The 17,235-nt window shown below is 72.6% G+C and carries 13 protein-coding genes; 10 read left to right on the top strand and 3 right to left on the bottom strand.

What is annotated here, in order from left to right; genetic code table 11:
• The 3 genes from FNH09_RS34950 to FNH09_RS34960 form a co-directional block, all read left to right on the top strand.
• Positions 1-495, top strand: a 495-nt coding sequence (locus FNH09_RS34950) for a DUF4937 domain-containing protein (protein ID WP_152893909.1), incomplete at its 5' end; no start/stop codon positions are given.
• A 226-nt stretch (positions 496-721) separates the two neighbouring features.
• Positions 722-1,381: a histidine phosphatase family protein gene (locus FNH09_RS34955; protein WP_152893910.1), complete on the top strand. Its 660-nt coding sequence runs from the start codon at positions 722-724 to the stop codon at positions 1,379-1,381.
• A gap of 12 nt (positions 1,382-1,393) precedes the next feature.
• A complete protein-coding gene (locus tag FNH09_RS34960) occupies positions 1,394-2,302 on the top strand; it encodes an ADP-ribosylglycohydrolase family protein (RefSeq protein WP_152893911.1) in 909 nt (302 codons plus the stop codon).
• A 91-nt stretch (positions 2,303-2,393) separates the two neighbouring features.
• Here FNH09_RS34960 and FNH09_RS34965 read toward each other — a convergent pair whose 3' ends face one another.
• Positions 2,394-3,941 (bottom strand): DHA2 family efflux MFS transporter permease subunit, encoded by a 1,548-nt coding sequence (locus FNH09_RS34965; protein WP_162469563.1) that lies wholly within the window; start codon positions 3,939-3,941, stop codon positions 2,394-2,396.
• Positions 3,942-4,127: 186 nt separating this feature from the next.
• Here FNH09_RS34965 and FNH09_RS34970 point away from each other — a divergent pair, with 186 nt between their 5' ends.
• From FNH09_RS34970 to FNH09_RS34980, 3 genes are all read left to right on the top strand, one after another.
• Positions 4,128-4,751 carry a TetR/AcrR family transcriptional regulator gene (locus tag FNH09_RS34970; protein ID WP_152893913.1) on the top strand — a complete coding sequence of 208 codons (624 nt, stop codon included), beginning with the start codon at positions 4,128-4,130 and terminating at the stop codon, positions 4,749-4,751.
• A gap of 82 nt (positions 4,752-4,833) precedes the next feature.
• The gene (locus FNH09_RS34975; RefSeq protein WP_152893914.1) at positions 4,834-5,535 is read left to right on the top strand and encodes a ribonuclease HII; all 702 of its coding nucleotides are present in this window, start codon (positions 4,834-4,836) and stop codon (positions 5,533-5,535) included.
• Positions 5,536-5,603: 68 nt separating this feature from the next.
• A complete protein-coding gene (locus FNH09_RS34980; RefSeq protein WP_152893915.1) occupies positions 5,604-6,233 on the top strand; it encodes a hypothetical protein in 630 nt (209 codons plus the stop codon).
• 685 nt (positions 6,234-6,918) lie between these two features.
• Here FNH09_RS34980 and FNH09_RS34985 read toward each other — a convergent pair.
• Together FNH09_RS34985 and FNH09_RS34990 are read right to left on the bottom strand one after the other, a co-directional pair.
• Positions 6,919-7,539 (bottom strand): hypothetical protein, encoded by a 621-nt coding sequence (locus tag FNH09_RS34985; protein WP_162469561.1) that lies wholly within the window; start codon positions 7,537-7,539, stop codon positions 6,919-6,921.
• Positions 7,540-7,842: 303 nt separating this feature from the next.
• The gene (locus FNH09_RS34990; RefSeq protein ID WP_152893916.1) at positions 7,843-10,008 is read right to left on the bottom strand and encodes a RecQ family ATP-dependent DNA helicase; all 2,166 of its coding nucleotides are present in this window, start codon (positions 10,006-10,008) and stop codon (positions 7,843-7,845) included.
• Between the two features lie 182 nt (positions 10,009-10,190).
• Between FNH09_RS34990 and FNH09_RS34995 the strand changes: the two genes are divergently transcribed.
• From FNH09_RS34995 to FNH09_RS49095, 4 genes are all read left to right on the top strand, one after another.
• On the top strand, positions 10,191-11,762 hold the full coding sequence (locus FNH09_RS34995) for a DUF4192 domain-containing protein (RefSeq protein WP_152893917.1): 1,572 nt from the start codon (positions 10,191-10,193) through the stop codon (positions 11,760-11,762).
• Positions 11,763-12,504: 742 nt separating this feature from the next.
• Positions 12,505-14,409, top strand: coding sequence for a glycogen debranching N-terminal domain-containing protein (locus FNH09_RS35000; protein WP_420802808.1), 1,905 nt, complete (start codon positions 12,505-12,507; stop codon positions 14,407-14,409).
• A 169-nt stretch (positions 14,410-14,578) separates the two neighbouring features.
• The gene (locus FNH09_RS35005) at positions 14,579-15,337 is read left to right on the top strand and encodes an NUDIX hydrolase (protein WP_152893918.1); all 759 of its coding nucleotides are present in this window, start codon (positions 14,579-14,581) and stop codon (positions 15,335-15,337) included.
• 136 nt (positions 15,338-15,473) lie between these two features.
• Positions 15,474-17,235, top strand: a 1,762-nt coding sequence (locus tag FNH09_RS49095) for an ATP-binding cassette domain-containing protein (RefSeq protein ID WP_338017783.1), incomplete at its 3' end; no start/stop codon positions are given.

Raw genomic sequence — 17,235 nt, forward strand, 5'->3', positions numbered from 1 at the left:
GGCTGGAGCAGGGCACGGCCCTCGGTGGCGCATGTCTTCGCGTTCTGGGAGAGCCGTGCCTTCTACGACTCCTTCATGGCCCGTTCCCATGACCGGCTGGCGGCGTCGCAGGCCGGCACGTTCAAGGACAGCCAGGTCAAACTGTTCGACCACCGCTTCGACGTGAAGACCGGCTTCGAGCCGCGCTTCACGGACGCGGACCTGCTCCGGGTGGCCCTCTGCCGTGTCCACGAGGAGCGCGCCGAACACTTCACCCTCATGCAAGAGAAGGTCTGGAACCCCGCGATGGCCGGTTCGCCCGGCATGATCCGCGGGCTGTTCGGCGAGGCGCCGGGACCCGAGTTCATGGTCCTGTCCATGTGGCGCTCGGCGGCCGAGCACGGCAAGTACCGCGCCGAGCGGGTGGAGCGGCTCGCGCTGCGGGCCCAGCTGGAGGCGGACGTCGCCGCGCTGACCGGGGACATCGTGGAGATGGAGCCGGGCTGGACGGTGTGACGAGCGCCGGGCCGGTGACCGGATGTCTCATCTGAATCGAATGTCCGTACGGTATGCGATGTGCTGATCGGGTGCTTTCGCGCGGCCTCGACCCGGTCGACCCGGGTGGGGTCCGGCTCGGTCGACATGGTGCTGATGTGGCCCCTGGTGTGAGAACTGTGTGACCTACGCCGTATACGGGTCGTTGAAGTCTTCGTCGAGCCGTCACTCGATCTAGGGTTTTGGCATGGCACGACCACGGCGCATCGTCCTTGTCCGGCACGGCGAGTCGACGGGCAACGTTGATGACACCGTCTACGAGCGGGAACCCGACCATGCCCTCGCCCTGACCGAACGGGGCTGGCGGCAGGCCGAGGAGACGGGCAAACGCCTGCGCGAGGTGTTCGGCCGCGAGCGTGTCAGCGTGTACGTCTCCCCGTACCGCCGTACCCACGAGACCTTCCGGGCCTTCCATCTCGACCCCGAGCTCATACGCGTGCGCGAGGAGCCGCGGCTGCGCGAGCAGGACTGGGGGAACTGGCAGGAGCGCGACGACGTGCGGCTCCAGAAGACCTATCGGGACGCCTACGGGCACTTCTTCTTCCGCTTCCCCCAGGGCGAGTCCGGTGCCGATGTGTACGACCGGGTCGGCGGCTTCCTGGAGAGCCTGTTCCGCAGCTTCGAGGACCCCGACCACCCGCCGAACGTGCTCCTGGTGACCCACGGACTCGCCATGCGCCTGTTCTGCATGCGCTGGTTCCACTGGACGGTCGCGGAATTCGAGTCGCTGTCGAATCCGGGGAACGCGGAGGTCAGGATGCTCGTTCTCGGGGACGACGACCGGTACACGCTGGACCGGCCGTTCGTACGCTGGCGGGATCCGGAGCCGTACGGGATCACCGGATAGAGTGGGAGAGCGATGACCCCTGATTCCTCACGTGACGGGCGCCTGGAGCGCGCCCTGGCGAGCCTGCGCGGACTGGCGGTGGGGGACGCACTCGGCTCGCAGTTCTTCGTGCCCGTGAACTATCCCCTGCTCAAGCGGCGCGAGCTGCCGCCCGGCCCCTGGCAGTGGACCGACGACACCGAGATGGCGTGCTCCGTGGTCGCCGTCCTGTCCGCCCACCACCGCATCGACCAGGACGCCCTGGCCAGGTCCTTCGCCGAGCACCACGACTTCGACCGCGGGTACGGCCCCGCGGTCAACCGCCTGCTGCGCCTCGTCCGGGAAGGCGGCGACTGGCGTGAGCTGGCCGCGGCGCTCTTCAACGGACAGGGCTCGTGGGGCAACGGCGCCGCGATGCGGATCGCCCCCCTGGGCGCCTACTACGCGGACGATCCCGAGCAGGCGACCCACCAGGCGGAGATCTCCGCCTACCCGACGCACCAGCACCGTGAGGCCGTCGTCGGCGCCATGGCCGTCGCCGCTGCCGCCGCGCTGGCGGGCGCCCCGGGTGGGCCGCCCAGCGCCGAGGACCTGCTGGACGGAGTCGTCGCGCTGATCCCGAGGAGCGCCGTCGGCGCGGGCCTGCGGCGCGCCCGGAGCATGCTGGACTACGGCGACGCGGGCACGGTCGCGGCCGTCCTGGGCTGCGGACGGCGTACGACCGCCCATGACACGGTGCCCTTCGCCCTCTGGTCCGCGGCACGAGCGCTGGGTGACTACGAGCAGGCGTTCTGGACGACCGCGCAGGTCGGCGGAGACGTGGACACGACCTGCGCCATCGTGGGCGGGGTGCTGGCCGCGGGCAAGGCGGGGGCGCCGCCGTCCGGCTGGCTGGAGCAGACGGAAGCCCTGCCGGACTGGGCCGTGCCGACCTCCTCGTGAGCCGAAGCGGGGGACCGGACCGCCGACGGCCCCGTCATGGGACCGTCGGGCGCGGCCCGGTCACCCCTGGCGCCTCGTCGGGCCGGCCGGATCAGCCGGCCGCGGGGCCCGCCGTTCCCGCGAGTGCCTCCAGATCGCTCCTGCGGACCCGGATCACCAGCCAGGCCGTCACCAGGGCGAGCAGGGCCATGGCGGCGGCCGGTACGAACGCGGTGGAGATGCCCTGAGCGAGCACCTCGTGCCCCCAGGGTGCGGGCAGTTGGTGCGTCTTTGCGAACTCCGCCTTCTGTTCCGCCGAACCGTCGGCGAGGAACTTCGGCAGCTGCTTCTCCGCCTCGTTCTTGCTGGCCGTGCCGAACACGGTCGTCAGAATGGACAGGCCGAGCGAACCGCCCACCTGCTGCGTCGCGTTGAGCAGTCCGGACGCGGCGCCCGCCTCGTGCTGGGCGACCCCGGAGACCGCGGTCACCGTCACCGTGACGAAGTTCAGACCCATGCCGAAGCCGAACACCAGCATCGGACCCAGTACCCCGCCCGCGTAGGAGCTGTCGGGGCTGATGAGGGACTGCCAGGCGAGCCCGACCACCACGAGTGCGGAGCCGGTGAGCAGGAACGGCTTGGGGCCGAGCACCGGCAGGAAGCGCTGCGACAGTCCGGCGCCCACCGCGATCGCGGCCGTCACCGGGAGGAAGGCGAGACCCGCCTTGATCGGGCTGTAGCCGAGCACGTTCTGCACGAACAGCACGATGTAGAAGAACATGCCGAACATCGCCGCCGCCAGGCTCAGCATGATCACGTACGTGCCCGAGCGGTTGCGGTCGCTGAACATCCGCAGCGGGGTGATCGGCTCCCGCGCCCGCCGCTCGATGAGCACGAAGGCCAGCAGCAGCACGGCCGCGACCCCGAAGGAACCGCGGGCGAGACCGTCCCGCCAGCCCTCCTCGGCGGCTCGGATGAAGCCGTACACCAAGGACGCCATGCCGACCGTCGAGGCCAGGGCGCCCGCGATGTCGAAGCGTCCGGGGTGGCGTTCGGACTCGTTGATGTAGAGCGGGGCCAGTACGGCTATCAGCACCCCGATCGGCACGTTGACGAAGAGCACCCAGCGCCAGTCGAGCCACTGGGTGAGCATGCCTCCCGCGAGCAGACCGATGGCCCCGCCGCCCGCGGACACGGCGGCGAACACACCGAAGGCCCGGTTGCGTTCCGGGCCCTCCGGGAAGGTGGTGGTGATGAGCGCCAGCGAGGTGGGCGACGCGATCGCGCCCCCCATGCCTTGCAGGGCGCGCGCCGCGAGCAACTGCCAGGGCTCCTGGGCGAGTCCGCCCAGGAGCGAGGCGAAGGTGAACAGCAGGATGCCGGTCATGAACACCCGGCGGCGGCCCAGGATGTCACCTGCCCGCGCTCCGAGCAGCAGCAGCCCGCCGAAGGTGAGGGTGTAGGCGCTGACCACCCAGGTGAGATCGGTCGTGCTGAATTCGAGCGCGTCTTGAATGTGCGGCAGAGCGATGTTCACAATCGTCGCGTCGAGTACCACCATGAGTTGGCAGGCCGCGATGACGGTGAGCGCTATGCCGGGATGCCCCTCCCGGCGCGCCGCTCCTGGCTTCTGGTTTTCGGACAACTGAGAGGTAGTCACCATGAGTCCCCCACAAGAGCGTTAGTGAACGCTCGCGTTCACTGTCGCGTCAACGGTAGTGAGTCCCCGATAGTGAACGCAAGCGTTCACTTAATGCTTCGTCGTCCGGCGTGTCCCCAACGGCGCCGCACCGCACGCCCCTTGTCCCCGGAACGCCCGCTTCCCCTGCTCGCTGGAGACGCTCAGATGGTTACTTCGCGCTGGACGGCCGCCCCCGCTCAGGCGGCCTCGCTCCGTCGGCGCGGCGTCGTACTCGAACGCGCGATCCTGGACGCCGCGCTGGAGCAACTCGGCACGGTCGGCTGGAACGGCCTCACGATGGAAGGGGTCGCCGCCGGCGCCCAGACGGGCAAGGCCGCGGTCTACCGGCGATGGCCGTCGAAGGAGGATCTGGTCGCGGACGCGCTCCAGGCCGGCCTGCCGCGACTGGACGCGGCCCCCGATCTGGGCAGCGTGCGCTCGGACCTGATCGCGCTGTGCTCGCAGGCCCGCGCGGCGATGTTCTCGCGCCCCGGGTTCGCCCTGCGCTCGGTGGTTCACGAATGCGACCAGGCGCAGGCCGAACGCTTCCATCAGGTGATCGTCGAAGGGGTCGTGGAGCCGACCATAAGGCTCCTGCGCGAGATCGTCGAGCGCGGTATCGGGCGGAACGAGGTCCGGCCCGACGCGGTCAACGGCTACGTTCTCGACGCCATCCCGGCCATGATGATGTACCGATCGAAGATGTGCGTGAGCGAATGGAGCGATCGGGAGATCGAGGAGATGATCGACCAGCTGATGATGCCGCTGCTGCGTCCCGCCGGCACCTGAGGGCGTTCCGGACGGGCGCCGAGACCGCTCGGGCAAACCGGGGTGTCGCACGGGGATCCGGGCGGCGTAGGCTAAGGGCGCCATGCCGTACGAACCACCTACCCACACCGTCGAGCGCTCCCTGCGCGCCACGACCGGAGCGAAGGTCATTGCCGGCGTCGACGAAGTGGGGCGCGGTGCGTGGGCCGGGCCCGTCACCGTCTGCGCGGCGGTCACCGGACTGCGCCGGCCCCCGCAGGGGCTCACCGACTCGAAGCTGCTCACCGTCAAGCGGCGCACCGAACTCGACCTGGAACTCCGGACGTGGGTGACGTCGTACGCCTTGGGTCACTCCTCTCCGGAGGAGATCGACGACCTGGGGATGACGGCGGCGCTGCGGCTGGCGGCGGTGCGCGCCCTCGACGCCCTGCCGGTCCGGCCCGACGCGGTGATCCTCGACGGGAAGCACGACTACCTGGGCGCGCCCTGGCAGGTGCGCACGGTCATCAAGGGCGACCGGTCCTGTGTGGCCGTCGCGGCGGCCTCGGTGATCGCCAAGGTGCAGCGCGACAAAATGATGGCCGAACTCGGCATCGACCATGCAGACTTCGGCTTTGCGGACAACGCGGGCTATCCGTCGCCCGTCCACAAGGCCGCGCTGGAGGAGCGGGGCCCCACCCCGTACCACCGGTTGTCGTGGGCGTATCTTGATGCGCTGCCCCAGTGGCGGCATCTCAAGAAGGCCCGCAGCTGGGCGGAAGGACGCGTTCCGGAGATCGAGGGTCAGCTCGGCTTCGACTTCTGACGATTCCGCTCGCGCCGATGTGTCACCCGCTGACGCGAGCCGCACCAATGTTTGATAAATAACAGCTCATGCCTCTCATTCCCGAGGAGCCTCAGATTCACGAGAGTGCCCAGGGTCCCCGCGCCACTCCGGCCAGCGGCCGTACTGCGCCGACCCCCCGCCCCGTACCCGGCCCACGTCCCGCGGCGCCATCACGCCCCGGTCGTCCCGGACCTCTTCGGCCCGCGCCGCCGATGCAACGCACTCCGCGCGACGTGGCCAAGCCCGAACCGTCGGGCCCCGCTGTTCCCGTTCCCGCCGCCCCGGCGACTCCGCAGCTCCAGCTGATCCCGGCTTCGGCCGAGGGCGCGCTCGACGCCGCGGAGGAGGCCGTGGACCTGCTCCTGGACTCGGGTCGTGTCCCCGGTGAGGTCCTTGTGCTCACCACCGGCGATCCGCACCCCTGGGCCGCTCACGAGCTGTCCTTCGGCGAAGCCTCCTACTGGGCGCAGGACGACGCGCGAGACGACGTCTTCTACACCGACGTCACCATCGCGGGCCGTGCGAGATCCCGTCCCGTGGTCGTCGTGGCCGTCAACGGTGGCCCGGCCGACGCTGCCGCCTCCGCTCTGTCGCTCGCTCAGGCCAAGGCCGGTGTGCTGCTGATCGTCTGCGGTGACCCGCAGCAGATCAACGCGCTGCCGGGCGCGGGCGCCTGAATCCAGCACGTCGGTTCCGGCGGACGCCGGAGCGACGGAGATGCCGCTGCGGCGGCGTCGGCACGGTGGGCGCCTCGGCATGCCCGGACGGCCGTGGGCGCGCCCTCCGGGCGCGCCTTTGCCCGTTCCGGGGATGCCTGCCGTACGGAGGCCGCACCGCAGCGCGGGCTGCACCGCCCGGCCCGACGGCCGGGCCCGCGGCCGGTCGGGGACCGGTGGCGGCCGTCGTCCATGACGGTTGGCGTCCGCCGGGCTTTGGCTTTCGGTGGCTGCCGGGCCGTGACGGCCGTCGTCCGTTGGTCCGTCGTCTTCGGCGGTCGGCGTGCGCCGGGCCGTGGCCTTCGGAGGCCGGCGTCCGGGTCGATGGCGCTCGGCGTCCACCGGTCCATGCCGTTGGGCGGCCGTCGGTCCGTAGGAATTCCGGGGAATCCTGAAATCCGGCGGACAGGGGCAGCTTCGCGTCGTCGCGTCGTCGCGCCGAGCACCCCATGGGGAAGCCGTGCTCCGCACGAAGGTCACGCTTCGCACGGTGCAGTCACGTTGCGTACGGAAGTCGCGCACCGCCCGGCAGGAAGCCGTGCGGCTCGCGGTGCCCTGAGGGCACCGCGACGCACGGCCCCGTTGCCGCTGGAGCACCCGGACCGCAGCGGCCGGAACTCCGCCGGTGCCACCGGGCAGTCGGTCCTCAGCGGGCGGCCGCCCGCAGCAGGACCTCCGAAGCTGCGCCACCGGTACGGGGGATGCGCGGCGGCATCTCGGACAGAGCGAAGGGCTCCGGCGCCGAGTCGGCAGCCGGACGACGGCCACCACGGCCCTCGCCGAACACCTGCCAGCCGTCGTCGGTCAGCGTGATGTACGCCCCGCACCGCAGCCCGTGCAGGGTGCAGGCGTCGCGCAGCCCCCACATCCAGGCGCCGTCCTCCTCCGTCCAGCGGGCGTCGCCCTCACGGCAGTAGAGCAGCACCGCGGTGCGTACCGGGGTGCGGCGCCGCAGGTCATGCGGAATGACCCGGCGTAGTTGGGCGAGCAGCGCGTTACGGAACATCCAGCCGTCGGCCGGAGCCGACCGGCGGACGAAGGAGGCACTCGCCTGCACGCGTTCCTCCTGGTCGAGGACCGCCACGACCGCCATCGCCGGCCGAGGGCTGTGCCGGGAATGGAGGCCGCTGACGACCTCGCGCGGGTTGCGCAGCAGAGGAATCCCTGCTGCGGCCCACTCCGCGGGTTCGAGCATGCGGGTGACGGAAGCGGCGGACGTGGATGTCGACAACGATGCTGCCGAGGACGGAGCGAATCCGAAGGTCACGGTCCTCCCTTCGGCTACGCGCCCACTGCGGGCGGGTCGGATTCGGGGGAGCGCGCACCGCAGCAAAGCCCTACCTGGTCACGGACGAGCCGTGCGGGGAGCGGACCTCAATTCTTGCTGTCGAACTTGGATGCGGCAACGAGCAAATGGGGCCACCGACCTGTATGTGGCCGTGTGTGACTTATATCCCTACCCCGTGTTTCACCCGGTGATACGTGGGACGGCTTCGTACGGTCCGTTCGACGCCGGTGAGGGAACGGAGAGCGGTGAATTCGAGCGTCCGTGCCCATGTCCCGCGTCCGGTCAGCCCTGCACCGCGAGCACCAGCGGCAACACCTCCTGGGCTCCGGCCCGGCGCAGCATCCGGGCCGCCACCGCCAGCGTCCAGCCGGTCTCGGTGAAGTCGTCCACCAGCAGGACCGGCCCCCGGGCCTCGGCGAGCGCGGCCGCGAGCGCGGGCGGCACGGTCAGTGCCCCGTCGAGCGCCTTCAGGCGCTGGGCACTGTTGCTGCGGAAGACCGCGGCGGCGTCCCCCGCGTACTCCATGCTGCCGAGCAGCGGCAGACGCCCGACCTCCGCGATACGGGCGCCCAGGGACTGCACCAGCCGCGGCCGGGTGCGGGAGGCGACCGTGACCACGCCCACCGGACGCTGCCGGGCGTCCGCAGCGCCCGAGGCCCACCCGTCGGGGCCCTTCGCCCAGTCGGCCAGCACACCCACCACGGCCTTCGCCACGTCGTCCGGAACCGGCCCGTCGGGGGCCGTGGGCGCGAGCATCGGCCGCAGCCGGTTTCCCCAGCCGATGTCCGACAATCGCCCCAGCGCACGCCCCGAAGCGGCCTGTTCGGCGGCGGGAATCCGCCCCTTGAGCTCCACTCCGATCGCCGGTAGCCCCGTGGGCCACATGCGACGGGGCTCCACCTCGACGCCGGCCCGGCCCAGATCGCCTCGCGCGGCCTCCACCGAGCCCGAGGACGTGTCGGCGACGAAGCGCGCCCCCGCGCAGTTGTCGCACCGGCCGCAGGGTTTGGCGCCCTCGTCGTCGAGCTGCCGCTGGAGGAACTCCATCCGGCAGTCCGTCGTCCGCGCGTACTCGCGCATCGCCTGCTGCTCGGCCTTTCGCTGCCGCGCCACCCAGGCGTACCGGTCCGTGTCGTAGGTCCACGGCTGCCCGGTGGCGACCCAGCCGCCCTTGACCCGCCGGACCGCCCCGTCCACGTCGAGCACCTTGAGCATCGTCTCCAGCCGGGAGCGGCGCAGTTCCACCAACGGCTCCAGGGCGGGCAGCGACATCGGCCGGCCCGCGTGGGCGAGCACGTCGATGGTCCTGCGCACCAGATCCTCCGGCGGGAAGGCGAGCGAGGCGAAGTACTCCCAGATCGCCTCGTCCTCCTTCCCGGGAAGGAGGAGCACTTCGGCGTGCTCGACACCGCGGCCGGCACGGCCGACCTGCTGGTAGTAGGCGATGGGGGAGGAGGGCGACCCCAGGTGCACCACGAAGCCCAGGTCGGGTTTGTCGAAGCCCATCCCGAGTGCGGAGGTGGCGACCAGCGCCTTGACCTTGTTGCCGAGCAGATCGTCCTCGGCCTGCTGCCGGTCGGCGTTCTCCGTCTTTCCCGTGTACGAGGCCACGGTGTGTCCGCGCTGCCGCAGGAAGGCGGAGACCTCCTCGGCGGCTGCCACGGTGAGCGTGTAGATGATCCCCGACCCCGGCAGCTCGTCCAGGTGGTCGGCGAGCCACGCCATCCGGTGAGCGGCGTCCGGCAGCGGCAACACCCCCAGACTCAGGCTGTCCCGGTCCAGCGCGCCGCGCAGCACCAGGGCGTCCGACGTGCCCCCGGTGCCGAGTTGTTCGGCGACATCGGCGGTCACGCGCGCGTTGGCGGTGGCGGTGGTCGCGAGCACCGGCACGCCCGTCGGGAGATCGGCGAGCATGGTCCGCAGGCGCCGGTAGTCGGGGCGGAAGTCGTGGCCCCAGTCGGAGATGCAGTGGGCCTCGTCCACGACGAGAAGTCCGGTGGCGGCGGCCAGCTTCGGCAGCACCTGGTCGCGGAAGTCCGGGTTGTTCAGCCGCTCCGGGCTGACCAGCAGGACGTCCACCGCGCCTGCGGCGATCTCCTCCTGGACGGTCTCCCACTCCTCCGTGTTCGCGGAGTTGATGGTCCGGGCGTGGATACCGGCCCGGGCCGCGGCGTCGACCTGGTTGCGCATCAGCGCGAGCAACGGGGAGACGATCACCGTCGGACCGCTGCCCCGGGCCCGCAGCAGTGAGGTCGCCACGAAGTAGACCGCGGACTTTCCCCACCCCGTGCGCTGCACCACCAGCGCCCGGCGCTTCTCGGCGACCAGCGCCTCGATCGCCCGCCACTGGTCCTCGCGCAGCCGGGCCGCGCCGGTGGGGTCCCCGACGAGCCGGGCGAGGACCGTGTCGGCGGCCGCCCGGAGATCCGCGTTGCTCGTGTGCTCCATGCGGTCCATACAACACGACCGCACTGACAGGCGGCGGATGCGCCGGAATCCGTCGCGGGTCCGCCGCGGTTCCCTCGTGGTTCCGTCGTGGTCCTGTCGTGGTTCCGTCGTGATGATGTGTCCCTGATCGGAGTTGTCCACAGGGTCAAGCGGAACTTCGCAATCCGCGAGATTGTCGGCGCATGACGAATCACGGCGAAACGACTGGATCGTTCGAAAACGGCGACATGGCACGTCACGCGGGCATCGAGCACCACGCCTTCGCGGGGCCCGCCGACACCCACCACGTCACCCTGCGCACCCCGGCCGAACTGGCCGACGCCCTGCCCTATCTGCTCGGGTACCGACCGGAGGACAGCATCGTCCTGGCCGCCCTGCACGACCAGGGCGGCCGGGGCCGGTTCGGCGGCAGGGCCCGGCTGGGCATTCCGGCCGCCCCCGACGACTGGGCCTCGGCAGCCCGGCAGTTGGCGCACGGACTGGTGACCGGCAGCGAGCGCAGGGGCCGCCGGCCCGCGCAGATGGTCGCCTACCTCTGCCAGGAGCCGGGCCAGGGGGAATCGGGTCGACAGGTCATGGAGCGGCTGCGCCCCCTGGCCCAGCGCATCCGTGTCGAATGCGGTCTCCTCGACGCGCCGGTCGTCGAGGCGCTGTGCGTCTCGGGCGGCCGCTTGTGGTCGTACTGCTGCACCGGCGAGGCCTGCTGTCCGGCCGAAGGTATCGCGATGGGTCTGCCCGGCACCTCCGTACTGGCCGCCGCAGCCACCTACGCCGGGCTCCAGGTGCGCGGCACCCTGCGCGAACTGCGGGCCCGGCTGCTGCCCCGGGAGACGGCGGCAGCGCTCGACCAGGAGGCGGCCCTGGACTGCGCCGGCCGGAAGCTGGTCCCCAGGATCCTGGACGACACGAGCCGCGCCCAGGTGGCGGAGGAGACCATGGCGCTGGCCCGGCAGGTCATGCGTCGCTACGTCGAGGCGCCTGCCGTCTCCGGCACGCTCATGGCCGACGCCCGCGACGACGAACTGCTGGAGCACACCGAAGCCGCGGTGCTCATCCTCGGACTTCAGGACCGCACCACCCGCGACTGGGCCGCCGCATGGATGGAGGGCGACGAGGCCGGCCCCGCACTCCGGCTCTGGCGCGCACTGGCCCGCCGCTGCGTGGGGTCCTACGGTGAGCACGCCGCCGCGCCGCTCACCCTGGCCGGCTGGGTCGCGTGGTCGGCAGGCGACGAACTGGAGGCCAGGGAAGCGCTGGCCATGGCCTTGGGGGCCGACTCGGAGTACCTCTTCGCCCGTCTGCTGCACCAGGCCTGCAACGAGGGCCTTGATCCGGAGTCGGTACGCCGCTGCCTGCGCGCCGAGCGCCTGGAACGCGAGCGCCGCGGGCGTCCCGCGTTCGAGCAGGCTGAACGGCCGGTCGAAGCTGAGCAGGCGATCGAAGCGGGACGCGCGGAGACCGACGCCCTCGCCTCGGACGGGACGACCGAGCCGGTCGCCGATGACGCGGCCGCACCGGCGTCGGGCTCCGTCGCGAGCCCCGCGACCGCCCTCGCCCCCACTACGGCGGAAGGGTCCCGGCGCCGACGTCGCGCCCGGCGGGCCGGTACGGCGGAGGACCGCTCCGGTACCACTGCGTCGGGCCACACGCGTCCGCCCGGTACGGGGACGAGGAAGGCCGTCGGGCGGCGCCGGGCTGCGGGTGACGCGGGAGGCGTGCGCCTCGGCCGCGGTGACACCGAGGGGGAGGCTTGAGTCGTCGGGACAACGACCCCCCGCCGCTGACGCGCTCCCTCACGCGAGTGGCGGCGGTGGAACGGGTCACGGGACCCATCCCGCACCCGCGCCCCGGAGCCGGAGTCGAAGAGCCGGGGGCGCTGTAACACCTCCATTCGGTGGGGCTGTCCCGGCAGGGCCGTGTCCCGGGGGTTCCCGACGCCGTTCACCTGAGTGGCGGAACGCGTGGACGGGGCGCGCCGCCACATTCCACGTACCCCCCCAGCACTCCGCCCGGCGCCGCCCACGCCAGGGGCGCACAGAGCGCAGAAGAAGCCACCGTATGCACAGACACCAGCCCACTCCGCCCTCCGCCGCCCATACCCCCTTCGCCGCTGGGCGGCCCGCACCACCGTTCCCACCCGGCGCGGATCCGCGGGCCGCGGACGACTCCGGTGCGGCCCGGAACCAGCCGCCCGCGCCCTCGGACCCGGGACGGTCGGCGGCGACCGACCGCCCGGGGCAGTCGCCCGGGGGCCAGGACGGCACCGCCCGGCCCACGGGAGACGGATTACCCGCTTCACCTCCTTCACCTCCTTCGCCTCCTGCGCCCGCAGGCCGAACGCAGCCGACCTGGCCGACGAACCGCGCGTGGGCGCCGTCCCCGCGCGGCAGCCAAGCGCGCCGCCCCTCCACCTCCACGTCGGGAGGAGCTCCGCAGTCGACCCCGCTCCCCACACCGCGCCGCGCCGCCGATCTGCCCCCCACCCACACCGCGTTGATCTGCGTGGCCCTTCCCGGGCTCGCGATCTCCACGGATCAGGCGCAGCTCACCGGCCGAGGGCTTGAGGGGTACTACCGAGCGGGCCGACGTCTGCTGTCCCGTTGTCAGGTCCGCGTGGCCGGGCGCGAACCACTGGCGGTCCAGGCGCGGATGACCGCGGCGGACCAGGCCCGCTTCCTGGGGACGCTGCGCTCCTCGCCCGGCGCGGGCCCCGATCCGGACATCGTCGTCGAGCGGATCCGTCACGCGGACGGTACGGAGCGGATCACGCTGCACAGCACATCGCCACGCCCCCTGCGTTTCCCGGTCGAGGTGGCTCTGGGTACCGACCTGGCCGACCTCGGTGCCATCGCGTCCGGGACCGCGGGGCCCGAACTGCCCGCCAGCGTCCATGACGGCGGCCTGCGCTGGTCCTGCGCCGTCGGCACGTCGGCGGTCACCGCCGATCCGCCGCCGGCCGACGCGCTGGCCTCGGCGGGACTGCTGCGCTGGGACGTCGAACTGCCTCCCGGGGGCAGGACGACTCTGGAACTGCGCGTGCGATCGGACGGCCCCGGGTCCGTCCGCGCGGTGGGCCGGACGGCGACGACTCCGCTCGCCGCCGCGCGGGCGACCGGTGAGCATCCGGGCGCTCAGGCCCTGATGCGGGTCAGCGTCGAGGACCTCCAGGCACTGTTGCTGCGCGACCCGACGCACCCCGCCGACACCTATCTCGCGGCCGGGGTGCCCTGGCGCTGCGGCCTGGCGCCCGCCGAGGCGCTCACCGCGGCCAGGATGGCCCTGCCGCTCGGCACCCGGCTGGCCGCGAGCACGCTGCGCGTCCTCGCCCGCACCCAGCTCCCGGGCTCGGGCGCGATCCCCGGCCCGCTGCGGGACGCGGGCCCGCGGCTGCCTCCGACCTGTACGTCCACCGAGGCCACCGTGCTGTTCCCGGTGCTTCTCGCCGAGGCGCGCCGCTGGGGGCTGCCCGAGCGGGAGACCGAGGAGCTGCTGCCGGCGGCCGAACGCTGTCTGACCTGGCTGCGGACCACGGTGGGCGACGGGACCTACCTGTACGACCCGCAGACCGACGGCCCCGCCCGCTGCGAGACGCAGGCCCACGCCCACCGTGCCGCACTGCTGGGCGCCGATCTGCTGGACGCCTGCGGACGGCCCGGAGGTGACGGGCTACGGCAGTGGGCGAGAGCACTGGGGAGCGCGTTCCGGGAGGACTTCTGGGTCGAACACCCCGGCGGCGGTCGGCCTGCGGCCGCGCGTGCCTCCGACGGACGCCTGCTGACGCACCTCGGCGCCTTCGCCGTCCACCTGCTCGACACCGGCCTGCTCGGCGGAGGCGAACTGGCACCGGGTCTGCTGGACGAGGTGCGGACGGAGCAGCTCGTCCGACTGCTCGGCGGCCCGGCGATGGACTCCGGCTGGGGACTGCGCGGGCTCGGCGCCGACGAAGCGGGGTACAACCCCCTCGGTCACCGCGGCGGTGCCGTGCGGGTCCAGGAGACAGCCGTGGCCGTCGCGGGTCTGGCCGCCGCGGGGTACGAGAGGGAAGCGACCCCGCTGCTGCGCGGGGTCCTGGCGGCAGCCGACGCCTTCGGCCACCGACTGCCGGAGATGTACGCGGGGGAGCAGCGCACCGGCGGGAGCGCTCCCGTACCGCACCCCGCGGCCTGCCGCCCGGCGGCCGTCGCGGCAGCCGCCGGGATCCTGATGCTGACCACCCTCGCCGGGATCCGCCCCGACGCCCCGGCCGGCACCGTCACGCTGCGTCCCGTGCGCAGCGCGCCCCTGGGCGAGATCGGTCTGACCGGCCTGCGCGTCGCGGGCGCGCCGTTCTCGGTGCGGGTCGGCAGACTCGGCCTCGCCATGGTCGAGGAGGCGGCCGAAGGACTCCAGCTGGGAGGGTGACCGCAAGCGACCACCCGCAAGCCGCATCACACCCCGCGGGGCAGTGCACCGTCCCTCGGAAGCCCGGGCGGGAGGCTGCCGCGAGGTGCGCTTCGAGCGGGGTGGATCAGCCGTCGACGGGACCGAAGAAGGGAGTGTTTATCGTCAGGAAGACGACTATGATCGCGACATGCCCTACGACCCGTCAGCCTTCCCGCCCTTTGCCGTCACCGTGGACCTGGTCGTGCTGACCGTGCGCCGCCATGCCCTGTGCGCGCTGGCGGTACGCAGGGGGGAATCGCCGTTCCAGGGGCGTTGGGCGCTTCCCGGCGGCTTCGTACGGGACGACGAGGATCTTTCCCAGGCAGCGGCGCGCGAGCTCGCCGAGGAGACGGGGCTGCGCGCCCACGACCCGGACGTCCCCGCCCAGGACAACGGTGCTCACCTCGAACAGCTCGCCACCTACGGCGACCCCAAGCGGGACCCGCGGATGCGTGTGGTGAGCGTCGCCCATCTCGCGCTCGCCCCGGATCTCCCGGCGCCCCGCGCCGGCGGCGACGCCAGCAACGCGCGCTGGGCACCCGTGGAGGAACTGTTGCAGCAGGGCGGTTACGGCCGTGACGGCGAACCCGTCGCACCGCTCGCCTTCGACCACGCCCAGATCCTCTCCGACGGCGTGGAGCGCGCCCGCTCCAAGATCGAGTACTCGTCGCTGGCCACGGCGTTCTGCCCCACCGAGTTCACCGTCGGCGAGCTGCGGCGGGTCTACGAGGCGGTGTGGGGCGTGGCGCTCGACCCTCGCAACTTCCACCGCAAGGTGACGGGGACGCCCGGCTTCCTGGTCCCCACCGGCGGCACCACCACCCGGCAGGGCGGCCGCCCCGCCCAGCTGTTCCGTGCGGGCGGCGCCACACTGCTCAACCCTCCGATGCTCCGCCCCGAGGTCTGAACCCGGCAGCCGGAAGCCGTCATTGCGCGGGCCGTCCGGCAATGACCGGCAGGGCGGCGGGCCAACCGGTCGTCTGCTGCCGCAGCACGCCGTGCGATACCTGGCAAATCGGATATAGCGCGCTATCTTGCTTCAGGTGATCCAGGCCTTCGGACTGACCAGCAACCACCGCAAGGGCCTTCCGCCCGCGGTCGACGACGTCTCCTTCGAGGCGCACGGGGGCCGCGTGACCACGCTGCTCGGCCCGGCGGACTCGGGCAAGAACACGGCTCTGAAACTCATGCTCGAACTCCAACACGGCCGTGGTGTCGCCCACTTCAGAGGGCGCCCGCTGCACCACATCCCCCATCCGTCGCACGAGGTGGGTGTGCTGCTCGGAGACGTTCCGGGGCATCCGGCCCGTACGGTCCGCGGCCACCTCCGCATGCTGTGCGCCGCCGCCGGGGTCCCGGCGCGCAGAGCCGACGAAGTCCTGGAGGTCGTCGGCCTCGTCAGTCTGCGCCACGAGCGCCTCGGCACCCTCTCGCGCGGCGTGGACCGACGCCTCGGTCTCGCCTGTGCTCTGCTCCCCGACCCCCACACCCTTGTGCTCGACAGCCCCACAGCGGGCCTCAACCCCCGCGAGGGCCGGTGGCTGCACGGAATGCTGCGCGCACACGCCGCTCAAGGCGGCACAGTGCTGCTCACCACCGCCGACCCCAAGGAGGCCGCCCGCACCGCCGACCGGATCGTCACGCTGGAGCGGGGCCGGGTCGTCGCCGACCAGGAGGCCGAGGACTTCGCCCGCACACGGCTGCGTCCCCGTGTCGTCGTCCGCAGCCCGCAGGCCGCCAGGCTCGCGGCCGCGCTCTCGAAGGAGGCCCGCGCGGCCCGGCGGTCCGTCGAGGTCGTGCCGGACGGCGGCAATCGCCTCTCCGTCTACGGCAGTACCTGCGCCGACGTCGGCGAGACCGCGTTCCGGCACGGCATCCTCGTACACAAACTCGCCGACGAGACCGGCGACATGGGGCCTGGAGCCGAGGCCGGCCCGAACGACCCCTGGAGCGGCGAACTGCCCGACGCGAGTGAGCCGGGGACGAGCACCCGCCGGAAGGGAAGGCTCCCCGTCGCCCCCGACACCGCCCTCCTCACGATCGCTCCTCCTCCCGCTCCCGCAGAGACCTCCCCCGAACCGGACCCGGTCCACCCCACCGACCGGCCGCATCCGTCCGCGGGCCAGCCGCCGTCCGTCGACGTACCGCGACCGTCCGTGGACGGGCCGTCCTCCGCCGACGTGCCGCATCCGTCCGAAGGCCAGCCGCCGTCCGTCGATGCTCGGCAGTCCACGGCCGACGCCGTTCGGCAGTCCACGGCCGACGCGCCACTCCCGCTCGCCGACGCACTCGCCCCGCTCGCCGACGCACTCGCCCCGCTCGCCGACGCACTCGCCCCACGCGCCGACGCGCCGCCCCGGCGTACCGACGCATCGCTTCCGTCCCCGGCCACGTCACTGCATCCCCGCACCGCGACCGTCCCGGGCGGCGGGGAGACGACCCGCGTGCGGGAGGCGCCCAAAGCCCGGGAGACGCCCAAGGCCCGGGAAGCGCCCGAGGCCCGGGAGACGTCCATGGCCGGGGAGATGCCCGACGCCAGAGAGATGCACGCCGTCGTGGTGCTGGCACAGGCTCCTGAAGCGGCAGTGCCGGAGGCCTCCGAGGCGGCAGACTCGGCCGAGGCGCAGGCGGTTGCCTCCGCCGCGCCGGACCCCGACGAGGCATCCTCGCCGGGGACTGCCGAACCTCACGCCTCCGGCACGTCACCCACGCCCGCCGAGCCTCCCGCAGCCGACGGGACGGGCGTCATCGCTCGACCGGGCACCCACCCCCCGCGCACCCCCGGCCCGCGTCTGTCGCTTATAC

Source organism: Streptomyces adustus, assembly GCF_009377175.1.
GTDB lineage: Bacteria > Actinomycetota > Actinomycetes > Streptomycetales > Streptomycetaceae > Streptomyces > Streptomyces adustus.

What these genes read in the sequence shown, in the direction of transcription:
- FNH09_RS34960 (WP_152893911.1), top strand. Translation starts at nt 1,394, where the DNA reads ATGACCCCTGATTCCTCACGTGACGGGCGCCTGGAGCGCGCCCTGGCG.
- FNH09_RS34975 (WP_152893914.1), top strand. Translation starts at nt 4,834, where the DNA reads ATGCCGTACGAACCACCTACCCACACCGTCGAGCGCTCCCTGCGCGCC.
- FNH09_RS35005 (WP_152893918.1), top strand. Translation starts at nt 14,579, where the DNA reads ATGCCCTACGACCCGTCAGCCTTCCCGCCCTTTGCCGTCACCGTGGAC.
- FNH09_RS34990 (WP_152893916.1), bottom strand. Translation starts at nt 10,008, where the DNA reads ATGGAGCACACGAGCAACGCGGATCTCCGGGCGGCCGCCGACACGGTC.
- FNH09_RS34995 (WP_152893917.1), top strand. Translation starts at nt 10,191, where the DNA reads ATGACGAATCACGGCGAAACGACTGGATCGTTCGAAAACGGCGACATG.
- FNH09_RS34980 (WP_152893915.1), top strand. Translation starts at nt 5,604, where the DNA reads ATGCCTCTCATTCCCGAGGAGCCTCAGATTCACGAGAGTGCCCAGGGT.
- FNH09_RS34955 (WP_152893910.1), top strand. Translation starts at nt 722, where the DNA reads ATGGCACGACCACGGCGCATCGTCCTTGTCCGGCACGGCGAGTCGACG.
- FNH09_RS34970 (WP_152893913.1), top strand. Translation starts at nt 4,128, where the DNA reads ATGGTTACTTCGCGCTGGACGGCCGCCCCCGCTCAGGCGGCCTCGCTC.